The organism is Ciceribacter sp. L1K22 (assembly GCF_017599385.1).
Lineage (GTDB): Bacteria > Pseudomonadota > Alphaproteobacteria > Rhizobiales > Rhizobiaceae > Allorhizobium.
In genome coordinates, this window is sequence record NZ_JAGFPK010000001.1 from 2,576,545 (window position 1) to 2,601,764 (window position 25,220).

Here is a 25,220-nt window from a genome sequence, read left to right on the forward strand (position 1 = left end):
TACTTCCCGCTCACTGATGCCGAGACGTAGCAGCGAAGTCTTAAATAATGACGTAAGCGGATCGTTAGAAATCTGTCGTGCCGAAAATAGTTCGGCACGACATCGGTTTTCGGGCAAATCGTCAGCCGCCGATTGCAGCGGCGACGGCATCCACGGCCGCCTGGGCATTGGCTCCATCCGGACCGCCCGCCTGCGCCATGTCGGGACGGCCACCGCCACCCTTGCCGCCAAGCGCGGCCGAGGCCACGCGGACCAGATCCACCGCGCTGAAGCGACTGGTCAGGTCTTCGGTGACCGCGACGACGGCGCTTGCCTTGCCATCTTCCGAAACCCCGATCAGCGCGACGATACCCGAACCGAGCCCGGCCTTGCCGTCGTCGGCGAGGCCCTTCAGGTCCTTCGGCTCGACGCCCGACAGCACCTTGCCGACGAACTTGACGCCGGCGATCTCGGTCGCTTCGACGGCACCACCACCCTGGCCGCCGCCCATCGCAAGCTTGCGCTTGGCATCGGCCAGTTCGCGCTCCAGCTTCTTGCGTTCTTCGATCAGCGCCTCGACACGGCCGACCAGATCGGCCGGCTGCACCTTCAGCGAGGCCGACAGCGTCTTCACCCGCTCGTCCTGCTCGGAAAGATAGGCGCGTGCAGCCTCGCCCGTCAGCGCTTCGATACGGCGCACGCCGGCGCCGACCGCGCTGTCCGACAGGATGCGCACGAGGCCGATATCGCCGGTCGCCGAAACGTGCGTCCCGCCGCAGAGTTCGATCGAATAGGCCTTGCCGGCCTTCTCGCCGCGCAGCGCCGTGCCCATGGCGACGACACGAACCTCGTCGCCATACTTCTCGCCGAACAGCGCCATCGCGCCCTCGGCGATCGCGTCGTCGACGCTCATCAGCCGCGTCGTCACAGGCGCGTTCTGCAGCACGATTTCGTTCGCCATCTCTTCGACGATCTTCAGCTCCTCGGCGCTGATCGGCTTCGGATGCGAGACGTCGAAGCGCAGCCGCTCCGGCGCCACCAGCGAACCCTTCTGCGCGACATGGGTGCCGAGCACCTCGCGCAGCGCCTCGTGAATCAGGTGGGTTGCCGAATGGTTGGACCTGAGGCGACCACGACGGGCGTGGTCGACATCGAGCGTCGCCGCGACACCGACGGCGACCTTGCCGTCGCGCACGGTGCCGATGTGAACGAACAGGCCCTCGCCCTTCTTCTGCGTGTCGGTGACATCGATGATGAAACCGTCGCCGGTGATGACGCCGGCATCGCCCATCTGTCCGCCCGACTCGCCGTAGAACGGCGTCTGGTTGACGACGATCTGCACTGCCTCGCCGGCCGATGCCTGGTCGACGGACGTGCCGTCGCGCACGATGGCCTGGATTTCGCCTTCGGCGGTTTCGGAGCTGTAGCCGAGGAATTCGGTGGCGCCGAGCTTTTCCTTAAGCTCGAACCAGATTGTCTCGGTCGCCTTGTCGCCGGAGCCGGCCCAATGCGCCCGTGCCTCGGCCTTCTGCCGCTGCATCGCGTCGTTGAAGCCGGTGATGTCGACCCCGATGCCCCGGGCGCGCAGCGCGTCCTGCGTGAGGTCCATCGGGAAGCCATAGGTGTCGTAGAGTTTGAAGACAGTCTCGCCGTCGAGCGTATCGCCCTTGGACAGATTGGTGGTCGCATCCGACAGCAGCGACAGGCCGCGTTCGAGCGTCTTGCGGAACCGGCTCTCCTCGAGCTTCAGGGTTTCGGTGATCAAAGCTTCCGCCCGAACCAGTTCCGGATAGGCCCGGCCCATCTGCTGCACCAGCGCCGGCACCATCTTGTAGATCAGCGGCTCGCGCGCGCCGAGCAGTTCGGCATGGCGCATGGCGCGACGCATGATGCGGCGAAGCACGTAGCCGCGGCCCTCGTTCGACGGCAGCACGCCATCGGCGATCAGGAAGGCGGACGAACGCAGATGGTCGGCGATGACCCGGTGGCTGGCGCGGCGCTCGCCTTCGGCGGCAACGCCCGTCAGGTCGACCGAGGCCTCGATCAGCGCCCTAAAGAGGTCGATGTCGTAGTTGTCATGCTTGCCCTGCAGAAGAGCTGCGACGCGCTCCAGGCCCATGCCGGTATCGATCGACGGACGCGGCAGGTCGATCCGCTCCTCCTTCGTCACCTGCTCGTACTGCATGAAGACGAGGTTCCATATTTCGATGAACCGGTCGCCGTCTTCTTCCGGCGAGCCGGGAGGGCCGCCCCAGATATGGTCGCCGTGGTCATAGAAGATTTCCGAGCACGGTCCGCACGGGCCGGTATCGCCCATCGCCCAGAAATTGTCGCTGGTGGCGATGCGGATGATCTTCTCGTCGGAAAGTCCGGCGATCTTTTTCCAGAGATCGAAGGCCTCGTCGTCAGTGTGGTAGACCGTCACGCAGAGACGCTTCCGATCGATGCCGAATTCCTTGGTGATCAGGTTCCAGGCAAGCTCGATCGCACGTTCCTTGAAATAGTCGCCGAACGAGAAATTGCCGAGCATTTCGAAGAAGGTATGGTGGCGCGCGGTGTAGCCGACATTGTCGAGGTCGTTGTGCTTGCCGCCAGCACGCACGCATTTCTGCGCCGTCGCCGCCGTCGAATATGGACGCTGCTCAAGTCCAGTGAACACGTTCTTGAACTGCACCATGCCGGCGTTCGTGAACATCAGGGTCGGATCGTTGCGCGGCACCAGCGGGCTGGAGGAAACGACCTCGTGACCATTCGTCTTGAAGTAGTCGAGAAAAGTCGACCGGATGTCGTTTACACCGCTCATGTCACGCCCTTCATTCGGGCCGGAAGCCCGGCCAATTCGCAAAATCAATGGCTTTTATCGCCCGGCATCGCCCCTGTCCAGCGGCGTATCCGCATGCGCAAATGAAAACCGGCCGCGTCCCGAAGGAAACGCGGCCGGTTGAATTTCGACAGACTGGCGAGAGCCTTACATGTCGTCGGCACCGTCGCCGTCATTGGCGTCGGGACCACCGTTCTGCAGGAAGCGCTCGGCGATCAGGCCGGCATTCTGCCGCAGCGCCATCTCGATCTCGTCGGCCACGGCCGGATTGTCGCGCAGGAACAGCTTGGCATTCTCGCGGCCCTGGCCGAGGCGCTGGCTGTTATAGGAAAACCAGGCGCCCGATTTTTCGACGATTCCGGCCTTGACGCCGAGATCGACCAGTTCGCCGGTCTTCGAAACACCTTCGCCATACATGATGTCGAATTCGACCTGCTTGAAGGGCGGTGCCATCTTGTTCTTGACGACCTTGACGCGGGTCTGGTTGCCAACCACTTCCTCTCGATCCTTGACCTGGCCGATACGGCGGATGTCGAGGCGCACGGAAGCATAGAACTTGAGCGCATTGCCGCCGGTCGTGGTCTCGGGAGAACCGAACATCACGCCGATCTTCATGCGGATCTGGTTGATGAAGATCACCATGGTCTTCGACTTGGAGATCGAGGCCGTCAGCTTGCGCAGCGCCTGGCTCATCAGGCGGGCCTGCATGCCCGGCAGGCTGTCGCCCATTTCGCCCTCGATTTCGGCCCGTGGCGTCAAGGCCGCGACCGAGTCGACGACGAGAACGTCGATCGCGCCGGAGCGCACCAGCGTATCGGTGATCTCGAGCGCCTGTTCACCCGTGTCAGGCTGCGAGATCAGCAGGTTCTGCAGATCGACGCCCAGCTTGCGGGCATAGACAGGGTCGAGCGCGTGTTCCGCGTCGACGAAGGCGCAGATGCCGCCCTTCTTCTGGGCTTCCGCGATGGTCTGCAGCGCCAGCGTCGTCTTGCCCGAGCTTTCCGGACCGTAGATTTCGATGATGCGCCCTTTCGGCAGGCCGCCGATACCGAGCGCGATGTCGAGGCTGAGCGACCCCGTGGAAACGGTCTCGACCTCGACCACGCTCTCGTTGGCGCCGAGCTTCATGATCGAGCCCTTGCCGAACGAGCGCTCGATCTGCGACAGCGCCGCTTCCAATGCCTTGCTTTTATCCACTGCTTTATCCTCTACGAGCCGCAAAGAATTCTGTGCCATTTGATCCACCTTTAGGTTATTGAAGCCGCATAGGCAATAAAGCAGCCGATGTCGGTTATGTACACTTTTTGTTCTTGTTTTGCAAGAGCCGCTCAACCACCTGTTATCATTGAGATAACGGGAGAGCGTTCGATTTTCGTTCCGCAGCCTCTCCTGGATGACAGGGGATATGCGCCGTCCGAGATCCGACACCCGTCGCGGACCCTGCTCGATTCGACTCGCCGGGGCCTTTCGGAGGGCGTGGCGTGAGCGGTCCCTTGGTGGTTTTCGGCGGGGCGCATATCGATCGCCGCGGACGCATCGAGGCCGATACGGTGATGGGTGCGAGCAATCCAGGTCACTTCATGTCGGAGGCCGGTGGCGGCGCCTTCAACGCGGCACGCGCGCTCGCGCGGCTCGGCCATAGCGTGCGTCTCGTGGCGCCGCGCGGCGGCGACGCGGCCGGCGAAATCGTCACCCATGCCGCCGCCGAGGCTGGCATCGACGACCGGCCCTTCGTTTTCCTCGATCGCGAAACGCCGAGCTACACCGCGATCCTCGACCGCGACGGCGGCCTCGTTATCGCCCTTGCCGATATGGAACTCTACCGCCTCTTCTCCCCCCGCCGGCTGCGCACATTGTCGGTGCGTGCCGCGCTTGCGGATGCCGGCGCGATCCTCTGCGACGCCAACCTGCCGGCCGAGACGCTGGAGGCATTGGCAGCGACCGGTCGCCAGCGTGGCCTGCCGGTCGGCGCGATCGCCATCTCCCCGGCCAAGGTGGTGCGGTTCCGCGCCGCGCTGCCCCATCTCGACTGGCTGTGCATGAACGTGGCCGAGGCACGGGCGCTTTCCGGCGCCGATGCAGCCTCCGCCGGCGACTGGGCGACAATCCTTCGCGGTCTCGGTCTTGCCGGCGGCCTCGTCACCAACGGCATGCATCCCGTCGTCGCCTTCGACCGCGAGGGCATTGCCATTCTGACACCCCCGCGCCTCGATAGGGTCGCCGATGTCACCGGCGCCGGTGACGCGACGGCCGCCGGCTTCCTGTCGGCCAGGCTTGCCGGGATACCGCTCGGCGAGGCGCTGCGCCGCGGTGTCGCGGCGGCGCTGGTGACGCTGAAGACTGACAGCGCGACGGCGACAAACCTTTCGCCCGACCAGCTGAATGCGAATCTGCCCCTTGTTCCGGCGGCGCAAATGTTGTCATGACAACGCGAACACTTGATCGGACGGCCCCATGACGAAGCATAACCTCCCGCAACTCCCCCTCGCCTATTCCAAGGAAGTCTCCGACGCCAAGGCGCGCGGCGCGCCGATCGTCGCGCTGGAATCGACGATCATCACCCATGGCATGCCCTATCCGGGCAATCTGGCGATGGCGAGAAGCGTCGAGGATATCATCCGCCACGCCGGCGCCGTTCCCGCCACGATCGCGGTGATCGACGGCACGCTGCACATCGGGCTTGAGGCCGACCAGATCGAAAAGCTCGCCCAGGCCACCAATGTCATGAAGGTCTCGCGCGCCGATCTCGCCTTCGCCATTGCCGAGCGGCGCACCGGCGCCACCACCGTCGCCGCAACGATGATCGCCGCCGCCCGCGCCGGCATTTCCGTCTTCGCCACCGGCGGCATCGGTGGCGTCCACAGGGGTGCCGAGGAAAGCTTCGACATCTCCGCTGACCTCGAGGAACTGGCCCGCACCGGCGTTCTCGTCGTCTGCGCCGGCGCCAAGGCCATTCTGGACATTCCAAAGACGCTCGAAGTGCTGGAAACCCGCGGCGTCCCGGTCGTGACCTTCGGCAGCGAGGACTTCCCGGCCTTCTGGTCGCGCGTATCAGGACTGAAAAGCCCGCTGACGCTGTCGAGCCCGGAAGCGATCGCCAACTTCCAGCGCACCCGCGAGAGCCTCGGCATCGACGGCGGCATGCTGATCGCCAATCCCGTGCCGGAAGAGTTCGAAATCCCGCGCGAGGAGATGGAAATCTATATCGGCAGGGCGCTCGCCAGCGCCGAGCGCGAGGAGATCGCCGGCAAGGCCGTCACCCCGTTCCTGCTCGACAATATCTTCCACCTGACGGCCGGCCGCAGCTTGAAGACCAATATTGCGCTCGTCGAAAACAATGCCCATCTCGCCGCCGAGATCGCGGTCGCGCTTGGTTGACATACTCAAGACAACGCGCGGCTTCGTCAGGAAATGAAGCCGCGCCTCAAAGCCTCGGTGACGGCATGCTCCAGCGTGTCGACGCCGAGCTTGGAGCAGACGGACGATACCAGATAGTTCACCGTCCGGGCCGAAAAGCCCATCTTCTGCGCGATAGCTGACGAGTCGAGACCCGATGCGGCAAGCGTCAGGCATTGAATGTCGAGTGCCGAAACACCGGCCGGCCAGCCGCCGCCGCGCTTCTCCAGCGTGTAGACCCGGTGGAGCAGCTGGAACGAGAGAAGGCTGAAATCGTCGAGTTCCGACGCCGACAGCGGCTCGCGGTTGCCGTAGAAGGCGACGATCCGGTTCGGTCCCTCAACCGCGTGAAGCGAAAAATAGACGCCGAGATGCAGCTGGTAATCGTCCAGCAGCTCCAGCACGCGGCAACGCTCGGGCTCCTGATAAGCCCTTTCGACGAAATCCCGTGTCCAGACGAACGTCCGGCTCTCCCCGGAATGGAAAAGCTCCTCAGGCGTCGGCACTCGTACGCCGGTCTGCTCAAGCCGGGTGAAAAACTCGTCCGGGAAATTGTTGAGAAGCAATTGCTCGCGGAAGCTGGCGCCCGGCTCCGGCTGCGACACGAAGATCTTGTAATAGGAAAACCCGAGCCGGACCTGGATCAGGGAAAGCGCCTCGCCGATGCCTGTCAGCGTTTCGGCGGCATGGATGCGCGCCACGATCCTCTTGCGGCCGTCGGGGCAGTCCTCGGTCTCGCTCATGCCGCTTCCCCTTGCTCGTTCGGTAGATATGCCGTCACCGGCTCACCGACCGCCTTGATCCGGCTCAACTGTCGAGCATCTCCCGCACGGCGACGGCCAGTTGCTTCAGCGAGAACGGCTTCGGCAGGAAGCCGAATTTCGCGTCGGCCGGCAGGTTCCGTGCAAATGCATCCTCGGCATAACCGGAGACGAAGATGAACTTGAGGTCGGGATAGTTTTTGCGCAGCTCGCGCAAGAGGCTCGGCCCGTCCATCTCCGGCATCACCACGTCGGAGACGACGATGTCCACCTTCCCGTCCAGCTCCTCCATGATGTCGAGAGCCTCGACGCCGGAACCGGCCTCGTGCACGGTATAGCCGCGCGTTTCCAGCATGCGCTTGCCGCCGCGCCGCACCGCCTCCTCGTCCTCGACGAGCAGCACGATCGCCGACTTGCCGGTGAGGTCGGCCTTCTCGTCCGCCGCCGGATCGGCGCTCGACGCCGGCGCATCCACGGCGGCCTCCGCCGCCTCGGCGCTCTCGGCCGGAACATGGCGCGGCAGGAAGATGCGGAAGGTCGTTCCCTTGCCGACTTCCGACAGCGGATAGATATAGCCGCCCGACTGCTTGACGATCCCGTAGACCATCGCGAGGCCAAGTCCGGTGCCCTTGCCGACATCCTTCGTGGTGAAGAATGGCTCGAAGATCTTGTCCATGATCTCGGGCGCGATGCCCGTGCCGGTATCGGTGACCTCGACCATCACGAAATCGTCGGCCGGCAGGCCGCGATGATTGAAGGTCGCGACCTCCGCCGCATCGACATTGCGCGTGCGGATGGCGATGGCGCCGCCGTCCGGCATCGCGTCGCGGGCATTGACGCAGAGGTTCACGAGCACCTGCTCGAATTGCGACAGATCCGTCTTCACCGGCCAGAGATCGCGATCGAACTCGACCGAGAGCTTGACGTTGGTGCCCGAGATCAGCCGATCGACGAGGATGCGCAGGTCGCCGATCACGTCGGTGAGGTTCAGGACGCTCGGCCGCATCGTCTGCTTGCGCGAGAAGGCGAGCAACTGCCTGACGAGCACCGCGGCGCGGTTTGCGTTGCGCTTGATCTCCATCAGGTCGGCGAAGCTCGCGTCCGAGGGTCGCGCCTGCAGGAGAAGATGGTCGGAGGAGAGCAGGATCGCCGTAAGCACGTTGTTGAAGTCGTGCGCGATGCCGCCGGCGAGCGTGCCGACAGCATTCATCTTCTGCGTCTGCGCCATCTGCGCCTCGAGCGCCTTCTGCTCCGTCACGTCGACGGCATAGACGATCGCTGCCTCTTCGGGCGCCTCATCGCTCTGGTCGATCACGGCGTTCACGTAGAAGCGGAAATGCCGGCCCTCGACGGACGGATGCCGGGATTCGATCGGCGCGATGTCGACCTGGCGGTCCTTGGCGGCGGCCAGCGCCTCGGCGAACCGCTCCCGGTCGCTTTCGGGAAAGACGACCTCCATGCGGGCCCCGCTTTCAAGATCGTCGCGCGAAACGAGATCGGCGAAGAGCCGCATGAACGGCGCATTGGTGCGCAGGATTTTCCCGTCGCCATCGACAGAGGCGATCGCCATCGGCGTATTGTTGAAAAAGCGGGTGAACCGCATCGAGGCGACGGAATCCGACTGGTCGGACCCAGCCGTTTCTGTGCGTTTCAGGATGATCGTCCGGCTTTCGCCCGGCGCGCCGTCGCGGGTGGAACGTACCCGATGGACGAAGCGGACGGGGAGGCTCTGGCCGTTGCTGCGGCGCAAATCGAGATCGAGCGTGGCAGTGCGCGTCAGACCCGGCTCGGCCTGGACGGATTCGATCAGCGCCATGCCCTGGCCGGCGACGATGTCGGCGACCGACATCGAGCCGGGCGCGAATTTGGTGAGATCGATGCCGAGCCATTCGGCGAGTGTCGCATTGATATAATAGATTTCGCCGTTTCGCCCCGCTGACAGGAAACCGGCGGGCGCGTGGTCGAGATAGTCGATCGCGTTCTGCAAGTCGCGGAAGAAGCGCTCCTGGTCGTCACGCTCGGAACTGATGTCGACGATCTGCCAGACATGCATTTCCCGCTTCTGCTCATCGCCCTTCAGAAGGCGTGCCTTGAGACGGTACCAGTGGGCGCCGGTCGGATGCGGCGCCGCCACCCCGAGAGGTTTCAGCAGGCGGAACTCCTCATAGCCCTCGCGCCCCTCGCGCAGCCCGTTCGTCAGCCGGTAGAGCGCCTCGCTGGATTCCCGGTGCTTGGAAAGCAGCGTCTCCAGATTCTGCACCTCGGCAGCCTTGCGCGCGCCGGTCAGCCGTCCGTAGGCGGCATTGGCATAGATCACCCGCCCCTTGGTATCGGTGATCAGCGTCCCATCCGGCTGGCTGGCGAGGAATGCCCGGGCGAGCGTGTCAGACTGCGATTGCGGCATCACCTCGACGAAGCCGATCACGGCAGAGACGAGGAAGAATATCCCGACCATGGCGAGAATGCCGAGAAGCCCTATCACCACCTGGCTGTCGAGCGTCTCCTTGAAGATGACGAATGATACGGCGGCCGCCATCAGCACGAGGGCGAGCATGAGGATACGGATCGCGGTCCCGGAACGGTTTCTGCGATCCACCAAAGGCGCTGCCGTATCGACGGCCTGCTGCGATGTTTTCATCAATCCCTCATGCACGACGCCGGCGACTGTTGCGGATAAACCGGAATCGCGCCCGTCGATTCTTCTTTAGCAACTTGCGCCATGCATCAAAAGCGCCGCCGCAGCAGATAACGCACTGCATTCACAACCAATCCCAAGCCCGATCCCAAGCATTGCCACAATCACCTCTATGCTGCGCCACCCCGGCGCCTTGCCGCCGGCAAGGGTCGGCCACGGGACGCTCAAAGCTGTGGCAGGGCGGCAGCTGTGCGTTGCCATTGTGCCGGTCTTCTGTCACAAAGCCGCAAAAGGAGACGCGACTATGCTCGAAGAAATGGTGTCTGCCTACGGCAACCGGTTTCTGATCGCGGCAGCTGGCGTGAGCCTTGCCCTGCTGGGTTTGTTCGTCGTTTTGTGGGTGCTGCGGCATCGCGCCCCCTCGCCCTTCGTGCGCGGCGGACGCAATCGCCAGCCGCGCCTGCAGGTTCTCGACGCCGCCGCGGTCGACGCGCGCCGCCGCCTCGTGCTCGTGCGCCGCGACAATATCGAACATCTGATCATGATCGGCGGCCCGACCGACATCGTTATCGAGAGCGGGATTGGTGACGACCGCACCTATATCTCCGTCCAGCAACCGAGACAGGAAGAGCTCCCGGAGCCGGAGCACGCCGCGCCGCTGATGCCGCCGGTGCAGCAGGTGACAGAGGCCCGGAAGATCGCTCCGCAACCGCCGGGAATCGAACAGCGTGTTGCCGCCCGCGCTCCAGAGCCGGCCATGCCTTCACCCCGCCCGGTGCCCTCGCAACCGCCGGCGCCCAATCCTGTGGCAGTCCAGCCAGCGGCAACCCAACCGTCCGCGATCCAGCCGGCCACCGCTCAGCCCGCCGCGTCCCAGCCTCCGGTGCAGCAGCAGTCCGCGCCGGCACCTGCTGTGGAGCGCGAGGCCGCAACCACCACACAGCCAATACCCGCGGCACGACCGCCGGCCGCGCCGACAGTACAGCAACTGGCTCCCGTCGCCGCACAGCCGGCTGCGAGCGCCGCGCCCCAGGCGCCGCAGACGCCTCCCGTCGCGCCGCCACGGGAGACCTCGCCGACGCCCATAACCGCGACGCGGACCGAGCCCAGTGTCGATGACGTCTTCGATGCGGCGCGCAAGCGCGTGCTCTCGGTCGATCCGGATGAGGCGGAGCCGGCCGCCGCCGTAGGCCCCGAGCCGATGCGCGCCGCGGCCCCCGGCGGCAGCGCGTTCGAGCAATTGCTCGAGGCGGAAATGGCGACGCATCTGGACGCGGTGAAGGCCGCAACCCAGGCAGCACCGCGTCCCGTACCGACCGTATTGCCTCCCGCACCGCCCAGCGTTTCCGCATCGATGGTCGCTGTGCCCTCGGCCACCTCGCGCCCGTTGGTAACGCCGGCCGCACCTGCCTCGCCGGTGCCGGCTAGACCCGCTCCGGCGGACGCTCAACCCGCGTCGAAAGCGGCACCGGCCCCGCAGCGCGAAGAACCCAATCTCCAGACGGAAATTGCCCGAATTTTCGGCGAAATGGAGTCGGGCCGCGATAAGTGATCGCCGGATTTTCTTCTGGTCGAGACAAAAAAACCCGGCGGAACGCTCCACCGGGTCTTAAAAATCACGGATAAAACCGCAGACTCATTCGTCCCGGTAGACTTTTTCGCGGCGCTCGTGTCGCTCCTGGGCCTCGATCGACAGCGTCGCGATCGGGCGGGCGTCGAGACGCTTGAGGCCGATCGGCTCGCCCGTCTCCTCGCAGTAACCGTAGGTGCCGTCCTCGATGCGCTGCAGAGCGGCGTCGATCTTGGAAATCAGCTTGCGCTGACGATCACGGGCGCGAAGTTCGATAGCGCGGTCGGTTTCCGACGAGGCCCTGTCCGCGAGATCGGGGTGGTTTGCGCTTTCTTCGGCGAGGTGGTCAAGGGTTTCCCGGGCTTCCCGGAGAATGTCGTTCTTCCAGGCAATCAGTTTGGCGCGGAAGTATGCCCTTTGGTTCGAACTCATGAACTCTTCGTCTTCCGAGAGCACATAGTCGCTAAGATTGATCTTCTCACTCAACGCGATTCTCCTGAAGAACATCTCAATGGGCGGCTGTATATCCTTTCAAAACGGTGCATTCAAGCCTAAAGCCACGATTTAAGAAAGAGTTCACATTGTCGTAAAACTCTCATAAACGGCTAATATTTCATCGTTTTTCGGAAAGTGTCGCTCATTTTTCCGGCAGTGCCCTCCAACCCATCGATCCGCCTTTGGCCTTACGCCCTTGGCTGTGGTTGACGGACATCCCCCTCAACCGCTAGTGCAGGAGAGCCGACCAGCCTCGCACATGAAGAACCGGGATGACGACCGTAACTCCGCCCCCCTACCGGATTTACCTGCTACGGCATGCCAAGGCGGGCTGGGCGCAGCCGGGAGGGCGCGATTTTGATCGCGAACTGACGGAAGACGGACATGCGGAAGCCGAGGCCATCGGCCGTATGGCCGCCGAACGTGGCTACAGGCCGTCCATGGTCATCAGTTCCACCGCCGCCCGCTGCCGCCAGACCGCCGAGGCGATGCGCCGCGCGCTCGGAGACAGCGGAGAAGTCCGCTTTACAGACGATCTCTACAACTGCCCCGCCGAAACCTATTTCGACCTTCTGGAAAGGCTTGGCGACGTCCAGTCCGTGATGATCGTCGGCCACAATCCGGCAATCGAGGAGGTTCTGGCCGGACTGGCGGGCTCAGACGCGGTGTCTGACCGCGTACCCATGGGCTATCCGACCGCCGGCCTCGCCGTTATCGACCATTCAACCGGCAACGGTGACAGCGCCACCTGGCGCGTCGTCGACTTCCTCGGCGCCTGATCCGTTGCCAAACGCCGGCCGATGGCGAACCGTTGCCTTCCGTCCGCGTTGCCGTCTTCCTATATGTCGTGAAGAACAACAGACCGGGAGCGCATTTTGCCGCCGAGAATAACCACCTTCGCCGACGAGGCGATCATTGCGCTCGACAACATCGCCGATCGCGCCGTGCATTTCATGCAGCCGACGCTGCGCCTCGGGGTGACCGGCCTCTCCCGCTCCGGCAAGACTGTCTTCATCTCCTCGCTGGTCCACAATCTCCTGAACGGCGGCCGCCTGCCGCTGTTCGAACCGCTGCAGTCCGGCCGCATCACCGCAACCCGGCTGGAAGAGCAGCCGGATGATGCCGTGCCGCGCTTCCAGTACGAGGATCACATCCGCTCGCTGGTCCGCGACCGCGTCTGGCCCGACTCGACGCGGGCGATTTCCGAGCTGCGGCTGACGATCGACTACGAAAGCGCCAGCGGCTGGAGCCGCTTCTTCTCGCCCGGCCGCCTGTCGATCGACATCGTCGACTATCCCGGCGAATGGCTGCTCGACCTGCCGCTGCTGGCGCAGGACTTCCGCACTTTCAGCGACAATACGACCGCGCTTGCCAGAACCGGCATCCGCGCCGAACTCTCCTCCGAATGGCTGGCGGCCGCGGCCGCGATCGATATGGACGCGCCCGCAGACGAAATGACTGCCCGCGAGATCGCCCGGGTCTTCTCTGAATACCTGAAGGCCTGCAAGCGGGATGAGCGCTCCCTCTCCACCCTGCCGCCGGGCCGCTTCCTGATGCCCGGAGACCTCGACGGCTCGCCGGCCCTCACCTTCGCTCCGCTGCCCGACATGCCATCAGGCCCGCCGCCGGCGGGTTCGCTCAGGGCCATGATGGCGCGGCGTTTCGAGGCCTACAAGAGCGTCGTCGTCAAACCCTTCTTCCGCGAACATTTTGCCCGGCTCGACCGGCAGATCGTTCTCGTCGACGCGCTGCAGGCGATCAATCGCGGCACCGAGGCTGTCGAAGACCTCGAAAGAGCACTCGTCGATGTGTTGAGCTGCTTCCGCCCCGGCACCAACAATTTCCTGACTTCGCTGCTCCAGCGCCGCATCGACAAGGTCCTGGTCGTTGCCACCAAGGCCGACCATCTCCACCACGAAAGCCACGACCGCCTGCAGGCTATCACGCGCCGGTTGGTCGACCGGGCCGTCCGCAGCATAGGCCTGTCCGGCGCCGGCATAGAGGTCATGGCGCTCGCCTCCGTCCGCGCCACCCGGGAGGCCACCGTGCGCGAAGGCGGCGAGGACCTGCCTGTCATCGTCGGCACGCCGATGGACGGCGAAACGATCGGCGGCGAGCGCTTCGACGGCAACCGCAAGACCGCCGTCTTCCCCGGCGACCTGCCGGAAGACCCGGAAGCCTTCTTCGCCTCGCTGGAGAACGCCACCGGCAGCCGGCCGATGCCGGAACTCAACATCGTCCGCTTCCGTCCGCCGGAACTGGAACAGACCGGCGAAGGCCTGAAGCTCTCCGTCCCGCACATCCGCCTCGACCGCGCCATGCAGTTCCTGCTGGGAGACCGTCTCGCATGACACCGACCTCCAAAACCCCGAACGCGGGCCGCCGGCCGGCGTCCTTTACCGTCAAGGACGATACCGCTCCGCCGGAGACGAAACAGCTGCCGCGAACCCCACGCAGCTTCGACGCGCCCGTGGCCGTCGTCGTGCCGGACGAGGAGGATGTTTTCCTGGCCGAAAGCCTCTCCGCGGACATGACGACCGCGGACGCGATCGCCCTTCCCCGTCGCCGCCGCTTCTCGTTCCTGAAGCTTGCGATGAGCGCCTTCGGCGTGCTGGTCTCGCTGGCGCTCGGGCTCTGGGTCGACGGACTGGTGCGCGATCTCTTCGCCCGCGCCGACTGGCTTGGCTACACCGCGCTTGCGGTGCTGACGATCGGACTTTCCGCCACGCTCGTCGTCATCCTGCGCGAACTCGCCGGGCTGATGCGGCTCGACGAGGCGCAGGTGCTGAAAAGCCAGGCCGCCGACGCCATCGCGAAGAACAACGACCGCGAAGCCCGCTCCGTTGCCGACAGGCTCTCAAGGCGCCTCGCCACCCGCCCCGAGACCGCCAAGGGCCGGGCGACGCTGGAAGCGAGCCGCGACGACATCATCGACCCGCCGCACCTGATCGCGCTTGCCGAACGCGAACTGCTGGCGCCGCTCGACCGCAAGGCCCGCGCCCTCATCCTCGGCTCCTCCAAGCGCGTCTCCGTCGTCACCGCTGTCAGCCCCCGCGCCATCGTCGATCTGGTCTATGTGCTGTTCGAGGTCGTTCGACTCGTCCGCGCCATGGCCGAACTCTATGGCGGCCGGCCTGGGCGGCTCGGCATGCTGCGCCTGCTGCGCGACGTGATCGCCCACCTCGCTGTCACCGGCTCCATCGCCGTCGGCGATGGCCTTGCTCAGCAGATTCTCGGCCACGGCCTCGCCTCGCGCCTGTCCGCCCGTCTCGGCGAAGGCGTGATCAACGGCCTGATGACCGCCCGCATCGGCATCGCAGCGATGGACCTCTGCCGCCCTCTGCCCTTCGTCGCCGTCAAACGTCCGGGTATCGGCGATTTCATTGGCGATCTGACACCCAGCATGAAGGGCGAAAAACCCGACAATCGCGAGTGACGGTACGCGCGAAGACGATTGCCGAACGGCGGCGAATATGGTTAATCGAAATGAAGCATTAACCACTCCGCGTTAAGGTGCGGTCAGGTTTCCGGTTGCTCGTACCCCAAGGTAGCTCGATGTCTTTCCGTTCGTTCACGCTCATCGGCGCGTCTTTCGCCCTCCTCGCCACGGCGGTTGTTGCCGTGCCGTCTCCGGCCGACGCCGCCCCCCGCGACAAGCGCTTCTTCGATTCCGTCGCCGGCATCTGGACCGGTCCGGGCGAAATTGTCGCCGGCAAGTACAAGGGCACCAAGTTCACCTGCAATCTCACGGGCATCTCGTCCACGGGCCCTGCCGGCCTGACACTGGATGGCACTTGCCGCGTCGGCGTCTTCTCTCAGCCGATGAAGGCTGTGATCTCGCAGGTCGGCAACGGCTACCAGGGCAAGTTCCTGGACGGCGCCGAAGGCAAGGGCCTCGACATCATCTCCGGCAATGTCAGCGGCAACAAGGTCGTGATGGGCATCAACCGCGCCAAGCTGAACGGCGCGATGGTCGCGAGCCTCAAGAACCAGACCGCGATGAACATCACCATTTCCGTCAAGGTCGAGGACCAGCTGGTGCCGGTAATCGGCCTCAGCCTCAACCGCCAGGCTGCCGCGCGAGCTGACTGATCAGCGAAATTCACCGACAGCTTTCGAAGGCCGCGTTTTCGCGGCCTTATTCGTTTGAGCGCCACCAGCCGCCGTCGGCGCTGGCCGCCTCGATGCCGCCGGCGTCGACGATAGAAGTCCAGTCCCGTACCGACTTGCCTGCAATGTCGAGCTCCGGCGCGATATCCGCGAGCGGCACCAGCACGAAGGCCCGTTCGGTGATACGCGGATGCGGAATGGCAAGCGTCTCGGTCGAGACGTCCTGGTCGTCATAGGTCAGGATATCGATGTCGATCGTGCGCGGCCCCCACCGCTCGATCCGCACCCGCTTCATCTCCCGTTCGATCGACAGGCAGAGCTCAAGAAGCGGCTGCGGCGCAAGCCGCGTCTCGATCAGCGCGCAACAGTTCAGGAAATCGGCCTGGTCGGTCTTCCCCCATGGCGGCGTGCGGTAGAGTTTCGACACCGACACGACCCTGCAATCGTCCCGCCCATCGAGCCGCGCCAGAGCGTCGGCCATGGTCTGCCGGGGATCGCCGACATTGCCGCCGAGGCCGAGCGTGACGCGCGACCAGCCGGACGTCTCAACGGGAGAGTTCAACGCACACCTCGGCGTAATCGAGCACGCCCTGGATCGGCGCCGACGGTTTCCGCACTGTGATCGCCACGTGGCGTATCGGCGGAAACCTGCCGAGAAGCGTGCGGCAGATGTCGAGCGCCAGCGCCTCGATCAGGCGCCGGCGCGTGCCGGTGACGACCTTCTCGATCTCCTTGAAGGCGGCGCCGTAGTCGACCGTATTCTCGAGCGCCTCGCGGTCGAGCGACTCGCCGGCATCCACATCCATCTCCGCGTCGACGAAGAACCTCTGTCCCAGAACCCCTTCCTCTGGATAGAAGCCATGATGGGCGAAGAACGCGCAGTTTTTCAGTCTGATCTTGTATCGTCCGGTCAAAGACCCTGTCCTTCTGTAAATACGCCGCGGGCGGCCAGCATAGCATCGGCCACCTTCAGCGCGTCGCGATTCGCCGCGACATTGTGCACCCGGAAAACGCTGGCGCCCGCCAGCCTGAGCAGCGCCGACGTAGCAGCCGTCGCGATATCCCGATCGGCCGCCCCCCGCCCCGTCAGCGTCCCGAGAAACCGCTTCCGCGACGTGCCGACCAGAAGCGGCAATCCGAGATCATGAAGCTCCGCGAAGCGCGCCATCAACTCGACGTTTTCGGCTTCTGTCTCCTTGGCGAAGCCGAAGCCGGGATCGAGCACGATCCGTGCCCGGTCGATCCCGGCGCCGGCGGCGATCTCAAGCGAACGCGCAAGATAGGCCTTTTGATCCTCGATCGGATCGGCAAGCCGGGCCCGGCCGCGGCCCGAATGCATGATGCAGACGCCCGCAGATGCGGACGCGACGACGCCGGCGATGTCGGGCTCGCGCTGCAACCCTTGCACGTCGTTGACGATATGCGCGCCGGCGGCAAGCGCCAGTCTTGCCGTTTCCGCCCGGTAGGTGTCGATCGAGATGACCGCGTCGGTCTCGCGCGAAAGCCGCTCGATCACCGGCAGGACCCGGTCCTGCTCCTCATCCGCCGTCACTTCGACGGCGCCGGGACGGGTCGATTCGCCGCCGATGTCGAGGATGTGAGCGCCGTCCTCCAGGCACCGCAGCGAATGGCGCAAGGCCGCCTCCGCCGTCGCATGCTTGCCGCCGTCGGAGAAGGAATCCGGCGTGACGTTGACGATCGCCATGATCAGGCTCTCCGGCCCGAGCTGCAGCTGACGACCGTGGCCGATCAGCCACGTCGATCGAACGATCTGCTCCATCGAGCCTCTCCCTCTCAAAAATCGCGACCCGATATTGCGCTCGCGATGGCTATGCCCCAAGGTCGGGTGGAATTCAACAGATGGACTCGCCGATGACCCGCCTGCGCAGCCTTGCGACCTTCTTTCTCGCCGCAATTCTGCCTCTTGTGTTTGTCCAGCCAGTCCCCGCCGAAACGATCGTCAAGAAGCGCACAACCTATTTCACGATCGGTGGTCGCACCGCCGAGGAGCTGGACAACGAGTTGTCGCGCCACGGCCCGATGACTCAGACGACCGGCGCCCGGCACCCCGGGGCGACCCGGATCAAGTTCGACGGTGAACTGACATACGTGGAAAAGGGCGGACGCTGTCGCATCGGCAAGGCAACCGTCGTCGTGGACACGCACCTGATCCTGCCGCGCTGGAAGAACCGCAAGACCGCCAGCCGCGACTTGGGCTTCATCTGGGATGCGCTGTCGAGCGACATCAAGCGTCACGAGGAACGGCACGCCGAAATCGCCCGCCAGCACGCCCGTTCGCTGGAGAAATCCCTGAAGGCCCTACCCGCCATGCGCAGCTGCGAACCGCTCCAGGAACGCGTCCAGCAGCTCTCCGACCGCGCCATCGAGGCGCATGACGCCGACCAGATGCGGTTCGACCGCGTGGAATCGGTCAACTTCGAACGCCGCCTGATCCGGATTCTGGAAAGCCGGCTCGAGCGTTCGGCCAAGTCCAAGTAGCCCACGGCCGAATCTGCACAACTTTTTTACAACTTTGCTCGCAAGCTTGTGCAAAACTTGTGCGTAAGCCTGTGAATAACAGGCCATTTCTCGCCGTGGAACTTGATAAAAAACTGAAATACAACTGTCATCAACGTCAAGTGCTGGCGTTGATGGTCCCGAGTTCTCCTGGCGCGTCCTTGATGCCGCGGGTGTATCCTCCCTCTCCCGTTGGCGATGCGCCCCCTTGCCTCGCTCGTCGCATGCGACGTAGCGAGGCCTTTTTATGTGGGTATGCCTCAGGGAGACGGGTCTGCGGATCAGCCCTGGCGCTCGGGAACGTTGACCACGAGCCCGTCAAGGGCCGGCGTGATCTTGATCTGACAGGACAGACGCGAGTTTGGACGGACATCGACGGCAAAGTCGAGCATGTCTTCCTCCATGGGCGACGGCTGGCCGGCAGCGGCGACCCAGGCGTCATCGACATAGACATGACACGTGGCACAGGCGCAGGCGCCGCCGCATTCGGCCTCGATGCCGGGCACCGAATTGCGGACAGCGTTTTCCATCACGGTTGAACCCGGCTCCACCTCCAGGTCATGGCGGGTACCGTCAAAGGCGACAATCGTCAGTTTGGTCATTTTTGCATAAGGTCCAGGCTAGGCTTTCGGAGAGGCCCGGAGTCATCCACGAATTCCCGATCCCAGTCAACAAAAAGGCCGCCGCCGATAGGGTTTCTAGGGCGCGGCCTCTTGTCTCTTGTTCTGTCGAGGTCAGCGGCAGAGCTTCAGGATGAAGTTTTCCGCTTCGACGATCGCCGCGCTGACGACGGCGAGATTGGCAGCCGAGGCGCCATCGCGCTCCAGTGCCTCCGCCGCGTCGATGACGCGCTGCGCCCCGATCTGGCCGGCCGCACCCTTGAGCCGAGCCGCGGCTCCGGCAATGGTGGCCGGATGCTGGCTGACGAGATCAAGAAGGCAGGCCCGCGCCTGGCGGCTGTAGGCCTTCAGGGCCTCGATCTCACGTTCTTTGTCGCCCTGCGCCGCAGCGGCCAGGAAGACGAGGTCGACGGGCCGCGACAGCGACGCAGTGGCGGCGGTGGCGTTGACCGGAGGTTCAAATGCGATATTCAAGGCAGCCATGATCAGGTTTCCCGAGTTTTTGTCCTTTGGCACGGACACCCTGCGCCCGGAAAAGTCGATTTCGCGTTAAATGCGCCTGGTTGGCGCCTGCAAATCTCTGAACATGGTTAATTTTCGGTAAATGCTTATATAGTTTCGCATTTCCGTCCGAGACTTCGTTCAAATGCTGTTAACAACCTCCGACGAAAGCCGTAAGCGACCCGCCCTATTAATTGTCACGGCCCTGTGAATGTGTCACTACGATACGAATGAATGGGCAAGTGTCTCAAACCTTTGCCTGAAATGGCTGGAGGATGGTATGTAAATATCGTCCAGCGCCCGACGAAATTCGGGCTCCGGCAGAGTAATAGTGTACGTCGTATCCCGTTAGGGCAAGGGGATGCGGCGGGCCAGAGTACGGATCTGCCAACGCTCTCGAGGCAGCGGCGGAAGGGGGCAAGGCGGAACTGGCTTGGAAAGCGGTAACGAGGCGTAACCCTATGGCGAATAATAAAACGAGCGGATCGATCGACGAAAGCGCCTATCAGGCCCTTGAAGCTGCGCTTCGGATCGAATTCGACGACACCGAACAGCCGGCGCCTGGTAGGCAGTATGCGCCGGACGCTGCGGAGGCCAAAGTGTCCGATCAGTCCAACCCGCGTACCGCCGCAGATCGCCGCAATGTTGAGCGAAAGGCAGCACGGCCAAGCGAGAGCCCCGAACCGCGCGCTCCCTCATTCGAACCGGCCAATGACGCATCCCGACGCAGCTCGGCCGCGATCATGAAATCGCTCGACGGCGCTTCCATGCGCTCGGCCCTGCGCAATGCGTCGATCGTGTCCGTCGCCTGGGTGATCGGCGCTGTCGGACTTGCACAATTGCTGTTCGGGTCGATGATCTGGCAGTCGCCTTCGGTCTCCGACCTCGTCGCCAATCCCGGTCTCGTCGCCATCCTCGTCGGCACGATCCTGCCGGTCATGCTGTTTTTCGCCTTCTCCATCATGATGGCCCGCGCCCATGACCTGCGCAACGCCGCCCGCTCGATGGCGGAAGTGGCACTGCGCCTCTCCGAACCGGAAACGATCGCCTCCGAGCGCATCATGACGGTCGGCCAGGCCGTGCGCCGCGAAGTCTCGGCCATGAACGAGGGCATCGAACGCACGATCGCCCGCGCCACGGAACTCGAAACCCTCGTCCACTCTGAAGTCTCGGCGCTGGAGCGCAGCTATACCGACAACGAACTGCGTGTCCGCGGTCTCGTCCACGAACTCGGTGCCGAGCGCGATGCCATCGTCAATCACGCCGAGCGCATCCGCACGTCCATCATCGGCGCCCACGAACAGCTTAAGGAAGATCTGTCGCTGTCGACCGAGGAAATCTCGGTTCGCCTCGCGACATCGGGCGAAGCCTTCGCCTCGCTGCTCGACACCCGCGCCGCCGCCCTCATGGAGAAGTCGGACGCCGCCGCCAACGCGCTCGGCAGTCTTCTCGCAACCAAGACCGAGAATCTGGTCCAGGCGCTGAGCGTCTCCGGCATCTCGCTCGCCAGCGAGTTCGACACCCGGTTGCACTCGCTGACCTCGACACTGGCGGAAAGCGGCCAGCGGCTGCTCGGCGAGTTCGAGACGCGCGCCTCCACGCTCGAAGCCAATACCGAGAAGCTGAACGAAGCGCTGATCGAACGCGCCCGCCAGCTCAACGAGACGCTGGCCGAGCGCACCCGCGCCATCGCCGACAGCCTGACGACCGGCGAACGCGACATCACAACCTCGCTCGATTCGGTTCTTGCCAAGCTCAACAGCGCGCTCGACGAAAAGGGCACCAGCTTCCGCCACAGCCTGCAGTCCAGCGTCGACGACGTGGTCGTCGATCTCGACCTGCGCACGGGCCTGTTCGAGGAGCGGCTCCAGGGCACGATCGGCCAGATCAACACGATCTTCGACGACAGCATCTCCGGCTTCGCCACCGCCTTCGACCAGCGCGCCGGCACGCTGGACAACAAGCTGATGGACAGCCTCAACCGGATCAACGAATCGCTGTCCGGCAACGTCGAGTCCCTCGACGGCATCCTGAACTCCGGTATCGACCGCCTCGGCTCGACCCTGACCGACCAGTCGTTCGCGCTTGCCACCACCCTTGGCACGGGTCAGGAACTGATCGAAGGCGCCCTTTCCGATCATCAGGCGAAATTCCAGCAGGTTTTCTCGGAACGCTCGGCGGAGGTGATCTCGACCTTCGAGAGCGGCCAGCAGCGGCTCGCTGAGACGCTCGATGCCAAGACCGCCGAAATCGACGGCCTGCTCTCGACGGGTGTCGACAATGTCACCCGCAGCCTCGAAAGCCGCTCCGGCACGCTGATCGGCGCGATCTCCGGAACCGAGGAACGCCTGTCCGAGACGCTTGGTACACGGACCCGCGAAATCACCGAGGCGCTCGATCACGGTCAGGAACGGCTGGCGCAGAGCCTTGATTCACGCACCGAAATCCTGTCGCAGTCGCTGTCCGGCACCGAGACCCGCCTCGCCGACATCTTCGAGCGCCAGACCTCGGCCATCGCCGAAACGGTGTCGGACGCCGAGCTGCAGATCGAAACCGTTCTCGCTGTCCGGGCGGAAACGCTGCAGGCCTCGCTTGAGGAAAGCCAGCGCCAGATCGACGAAAGCCTCGGACGCCACACCGAAGGCATGTCGACGGCTCTTGCTTCGGGCACCGAGCGCCTTGATGGCGTGTTGCGCGGCGCCGGCGAACAGATCGAGGTCAACCTCTCCCGCCATGCCGACGATATCTCCGGCGCCCTCACCTCCGGCACCGACCGGCTGGATGGGGTACTGCGCGGCGCAAGCCAGGAGATCGACGGCCACCTGTCCCGCCACACAGAGACGCTCGCCGAGACGCTGTCTTCAAGCGCCCGGACGCTCGACGCAGTACTTCGGGACGGCGAGACCCAGATCGGCAACACCATCTCCGAACAGGCCGCAGCCCTTGGTGCAACCGTGGCAGCAAGCGCCGGCATGCTCGAAATCTCCATCGAAGGCCACAGCGACGAGCTGCGTCGCGCGATCGACGACAGCGGCAAGGCGCTCGACGAACGCCTCCGCAGCACCGTCGGGGCGATAGCCGGCGAACTCGGCTCGGCCGCGACCGACGTCACCCGCTCGGCACAGGACTTCTCCGAACGCGTCGAGAAGTCGATCAGCGGCATGACCACGCGCCTCGACGAAACCTCCACCCGCATCGAGACAAGCCTCGGAACGCTGGAAGACCGCATCCGCAACGGCCTCGACGGGGTCGACAGCGCCGTCGACGATGCCGGCGAGAAGTTCTCCGCTCGTCTGTCCGAGAAGGTCTCCGTCATGGAGCGGGTCGGCTCGGAAACGACCGAGCGGATCGCCCGCGTCATCGAGGAAGGCACAAGCCGCGTTGGCGAGACGCTGGACAGCCGTACGGCGAAGATCGACGAACGCCTCTCCACCATGGACAAGGCTCTGAATATCGGCCTCGAAAACGTCAACCGCACGATCGAAACAAAGGCGGCGGGTCTCGCGAGCGCTCTGCGCGCCGCGGTCTCCGATGCCGCCCAGACGATCGACACCGAAGCCAGCCGCTCGGTCGAACGCATCGGCGAGACCGGCGAGCAGTTCGCCTCCCGTCTGGCCCAATCCACCAGTGACTCGACGCGCAGCCTGACGGAAGCCGCAAGCAGCGCCGCAGCCTCGCTGAGCGAAGCGGCGGCGAACGCAACACGATCCTTCGGCGAAGCTGGCGACGCGCTGGAAAGCCGCGCCGAATCCGTCCGGACCGTCCTGTCGACGACCGCCACGGATGCGACCACCTCGCTGGAAACGGTCGAGAAGGCATTGGAAGCGCGCGGCAATTCGATCCGCTCCGTCCTCGACGAGCGGACCCGCGAACTCAATTCGATGCTCTCCGGTCGTGCCGCCGAGCTCAATCGTGTTCTCGACGAAAAGGCCCTGCCCGCGATCGAGCAGTATACCCGCACCAGCCGGACCATCGCCGACAATGTCACGAGCGCAGTCCAGGAAGGCGCCGACCGCATCCGCACCGAAAACGCCGCGATCGTCGGCGCGATCAACGAGCGGACGGAAAACGCTGTCCGAACCTTCGGCTCCACCGAGAATTCGCTGGTCAACAGCGCCGGTCGCCTGATCGAGCGCCTGGAAGCCAACAGCGCGATCATATCCGAAACCCTGCAGAGGGCGTCGTCGGAAATCGCCTCGGCCGACGAGCGCCTGGATGCGACGACCAACCGCTTCGCCGAGGCCTCTTCGCGTGCGGCGGATTCGCTGTCGAGCTCCAGCCGTCTGCTCGACGATAAGCTGCAGCGCCTGTCGACCATCTCCGACGAAACGCTGTCGCAGGTCTCCAGCATCGTCAGCCGCTTCGGCGACCATTCCCGCGTTCTCGGCCAGGCCGCGGAGCTTCTCTCGGCCGCGCAGTCGAACCTCGCCGGCACGCTCGAAGAGCGCCAGCAGGCGCTGCGCGATCTCTCCATCGGCCTCGTGAAGCGATCCGAGGAAATCGAGAACACCATGAAGTCGCTCGGCAGCATGGTCGAGGTCGCCTTCGACCGCGTCGAGGATCGCTCCAACCAGGTCGCCGGCAATCTCCGCCAGTCGGTCTCCTCGTCCTTCTCGGATGTCGGCCGCATTCTCGGCGAGACCGAAAAACAGGCGACCGCCACCGCAGCGTCGATGCGCGAGGCGCTGATGTCGGCGGGTCAGGACGTCACCAGCACGATCGAAAGCACGCTGTCGGAAGCGGAAAAGCGCTCGGCCGACATCGCCAACCGGCTGCGCTCCGGCCTGTCGAACTCGCTCGGCGATCTCGACCGCCTGCTCGCCGATGCCGGCCATCGCTCGGATCAGACCGCCGCCCACCTGCGCGAAGCGCTCAAGGGTGCGGTCGAGGATGCCGTCGGTCGTTTCGCCGGCGCGACGGAGGAAATCCGCCGCTCGGCCAGCGACATCCGCAAGGAACTGGATCTGACCCGCAACGAGCTGAAGCGCGGCGCCTTCGATCTGCCGGAAGAAGCCAAGGAAAGCGCTGCCGCCATGCGCCGCGCCGTCTCCGAGCAGATCCGTGCTCTGCAGGACATCTCGCAGTTGGTCGGCCGTTCCGTCCAGCCGATGGAAGTCTCGACGCCCCGCGCACCGGCCCCTGCACCCGCTCCCGCTCCGGTCGCCCAGGCGCCGCAGCAGGAAGCCCGCCGCGCTCCGGCGCCCGCCGCCGCTCCGGCACGCCAGGCTCCGGCCGCCGATTTCGGCCTGCGCGGCAGCCTCGGCATGGAACAGCAGCCAGCCCGCCAGACTGCCCCGGCCCGCAGCGACGAAAGCGGTGGCTGGATCAGCGACCTCTTGCGCGGCGCCTCCCGCGACGAGCAGCCCGAGCAGCCGAGCCGTCCGGCGGCACCTCGTCAGCCGGAACCGCAGCAGGCCACCCGTGCCAATGACAGCCGCAACCCGCGCCATGTCGTGGAATCGCTGAACTCGCTGTCGGTCGATATCGCCCGCGCCATCGACCACGACGCCTCGGTCGACCTGTGGCGGCGCTACCAGCGCGGCGAGCGCGATGTCTTCACCCGCAGGCTCTACACGCTGAAGGGCCAGCAGACCTTCGACGAGATCAAGCGCAAGTACGACCGCGAGCCGGAATTCCGCGTCGCCGTCGACCGCTACATCGCCGATTTCGAGAAGCTCCTCGCCGACGTCGCCCGCACCGACCGCGACAAGACCGTGACGCAGTCCTACCTGACGTCCGATACCGGCAAGGTCTACACCATGCTGGCGCACGCGGCGGGTCGCTTCAACTAAGGCAAGCCGCCCAAAACGATCAG

The 25,220-nt window shown here is 64.7% G+C and carries 19 protein-coding genes; 9 read left to right on the forward strand and 10 right to left on the reverse strand.

The features are described from left to right. Nucleotides 1-121: 121 nt before the first annotated feature. Both alaS and recA read right to left on the reverse strand, forming a co-directional pair. Nucleotides 122-2,782, reverse strand: coding sequence for an alanine--tRNA ligase (gene alaS, locus J5J09_RS12910; protein WP_208551305.1), 2,661 nt, complete (start codon nt 2,780-2,782; stop codon nt 122-124). A gap of 165 nt (nt 2,783-2,947) precedes the next feature. Next, entirely contained in the window at nt 2,948-4,036 is a 1,089-nt protein-coding gene (gene recA / locus J5J09_RS12915; protein ID WP_208551306.1) for a recombinase RecA, read from the reverse strand. A 245-nt stretch (nt 4,037-4,281) separates the two neighbouring features. Here recA and J5J09_RS12920 point away from each other — a divergent pair, with 245 nt between their 5' ends. Together J5J09_RS12920 and J5J09_RS12925 are read left to right on the forward strand one after the other, a co-directional pair. Then, a complete protein-coding gene (locus J5J09_RS12920) occupies nt 4,282-5,226 on the forward strand; it encodes a PfkB family carbohydrate kinase (RefSeq protein ID WP_208551307.1) in 945 nt (314 codons plus the stop codon). Nucleotides 5,227-5,254: 28 nt separating this feature from the next. Then, nucleotides 5,255-6,178 (forward strand): pseudouridine-5'-phosphate glycosidase, encoded by a 924-nt coding sequence (locus J5J09_RS12925; protein ID WP_208551308.1) that lies wholly within the window; start codon nt 5,255-5,257, stop codon nt 6,176-6,178. Between the two features lie 26 nt (nt 6,179-6,204). Here the strand turns inward: J5J09_RS12925 and J5J09_RS12930 are convergent, their stop codons facing one another. Both J5J09_RS12930 and J5J09_RS12935 read right to left on the reverse strand, forming a co-directional pair. Continuing rightward, entirely contained in the window at nt 6,205-6,939 is a 735-nt protein-coding gene (locus J5J09_RS12930; RefSeq protein ID WP_208551309.1) for an autoinducer binding domain-containing protein, read from the reverse strand. Between the two features lie 64 nt (nt 6,940-7,003). Beyond that, nucleotides 7,004-9,595 (reverse strand): response regulator, encoded by a 2,592-nt coding sequence (locus J5J09_RS12935; RefSeq protein ID WP_208551310.1) that lies wholly within the window; start codon nt 9,593-9,595, stop codon nt 7,004-7,006. Nucleotides 9,596-9,896: 301 nt separating this feature from the next. Between J5J09_RS12935 and J5J09_RS12940 the strand changes: the two genes are divergently transcribed. Continuing rightward, nucleotides 9,897-11,144 carry a flagellar biosynthetic protein FliO gene (locus J5J09_RS12940; RefSeq protein WP_208551311.1) on the forward strand — a complete coding sequence of 416 codons (1,248 nt, stop codon included), beginning with the start codon at nt 9,897-9,899 and terminating at the stop codon, nt 11,142-11,144. A gap of 84 nt (nt 11,145-11,228) precedes the next feature. Here the strand turns inward: J5J09_RS12940 and dksA are convergent, their stop codons facing one another. Next, on the reverse strand, nt 11,229-11,648 hold the full coding sequence (gene dksA / locus J5J09_RS12945) for an RNA polymerase-binding protein DksA (protein ID WP_208551312.1): 420 nt from the start codon (nt 11,646-11,648) through the stop codon (nt 11,229-11,231). Between the two features lie 281 nt (nt 11,649-11,929). Here dksA and J5J09_RS12950 point away from each other — a divergent pair, with 281 nt between their 5' ends. The 4 genes from J5J09_RS12950 to J5J09_RS12965 all read left to right on the forward strand — a co-directional run bounded on the left by J5J09_RS12950 (nt 11,930) and on the right by J5J09_RS12965 (nt 15,749). Next, nucleotides 11,930-12,436, forward strand: a complete 507-nt coding sequence (locus J5J09_RS12950; RefSeq protein ID WP_208551313.1) for a histidine phosphatase family protein — start codon at nt 11,930-11,932, stop codon at nt 12,434-12,436. 96 nt (nt 12,437-12,532) lie between these two features. Further along, nucleotides 12,533-14,008, forward strand: coding sequence for a YcjX family protein (locus J5J09_RS12955; RefSeq protein ID WP_208551314.1), 1,476 nt, complete (start codon nt 12,533-12,535; stop codon nt 14,006-14,008). Then, the gene (locus J5J09_RS12960; protein WP_208551315.1) at nt 14,005-15,093 is read left to right on the forward strand and encodes a TIGR01620 family protein; all 1,089 of its coding nucleotides are present in this window, start codon (nt 14,005-14,007) and stop codon (nt 15,091-15,093) included. Before J5J09_RS12955 ends, J5J09_RS12960 begins: the two co-directional genes overlap by 4 nt. 119 nt (nt 15,094-15,212) lie before the next feature. Then, complete coding sequence (locus J5J09_RS12965) at nt 15,213-15,749, forward strand: hypothetical protein (RefSeq protein ID WP_208551316.1); 537 nt, start codon at nt 15,213-15,215, stop codon at nt 15,747-15,749. A 46-nt stretch (nt 15,750-15,795) separates the two neighbouring features. Here J5J09_RS12965 and folK read toward each other — a convergent pair whose 3' ends face one another. The 3 genes from folK to folP are packed head-to-tail and all read right to left on the reverse strand — an operon-like array spanning nt 15,796 to nt 17,547. After that, on the reverse strand, nt 15,796-16,329 hold the full coding sequence (gene folK, locus J5J09_RS12970) for a 2-amino-4-hydroxy-6-hydroxymethyldihydropteridine diphosphokinase (protein ID WP_281436233.1): 534 nt from the start codon (nt 16,327-16,329) through the stop codon (nt 15,796-15,798). Continuing rightward, a complete protein-coding gene (gene folB, locus J5J09_RS12975; protein WP_208551317.1) occupies nt 16,313-16,681 on the reverse strand; it encodes a dihydroneopterin aldolase in 369 nt (122 codons plus the stop codon). Before folB ends, folK begins: the two co-directional genes overlap by 17 nt. Further along, nucleotides 16,678-17,547 (reverse strand): dihydropteroate synthase, encoded by an 870-nt coding sequence (gene folP / locus J5J09_RS12980; RefSeq protein WP_208551318.1) that lies wholly within the window; start codon nt 17,545-17,547, stop codon nt 16,678-16,680. Before folP ends, folB begins: the two co-directional genes overlap by 4 nt. Before the next feature lie 80 nt (nt 17,548-17,627). On the opposite strand from folP, the gene J5J09_RS12985 reads away from it, so the two are divergent. Next, nucleotides 17,628-18,266 carry a DUF922 domain-containing protein gene (locus J5J09_RS12985; protein WP_246745836.1) on the forward strand — a complete coding sequence of 213 codons (639 nt, stop codon included), beginning with the start codon at nt 17,628-17,630 and terminating at the stop codon, nt 18,264-18,266. Between the two features lie 299 nt (nt 18,267-18,565). Here the strand turns inward: J5J09_RS12985 and J5J09_RS12990 are convergent, their stop codons facing one another. Next, on the reverse strand, nt 18,566-18,886 hold the full coding sequence (locus tag J5J09_RS12990; RefSeq protein WP_208551319.1) for a 2Fe-2S iron-sulfur cluster-binding protein: 321 nt from the start codon (nt 18,884-18,886) through the stop codon (nt 18,566-18,568). Nucleotides 18,887-19,018: 132 nt separating this feature from the next. Further along, nucleotides 19,019-19,387: an Hpt domain-containing protein gene (locus J5J09_RS12995; protein WP_208551320.1), complete on the reverse strand. Its 369-nt coding sequence runs from the start codon at nt 19,385-19,387 to the stop codon at nt 19,019-19,021. Between the two features lie 479 nt (nt 19,388-19,866). Here J5J09_RS12995 and J5J09_RS13000 point away from each other — a divergent pair, with 479 nt between their 5' ends. Then, nucleotides 19,867-25,197, forward strand: a complete 5,331-nt coding sequence (locus tag J5J09_RS13000) for a hypothetical protein (RefSeq protein ID WP_208551321.1) — start codon at nt 19,867-19,869, stop codon at nt 25,195-25,197. The last annotated feature ends 23 nt before the right edge of the window (nt 25,198-25,220 follow it).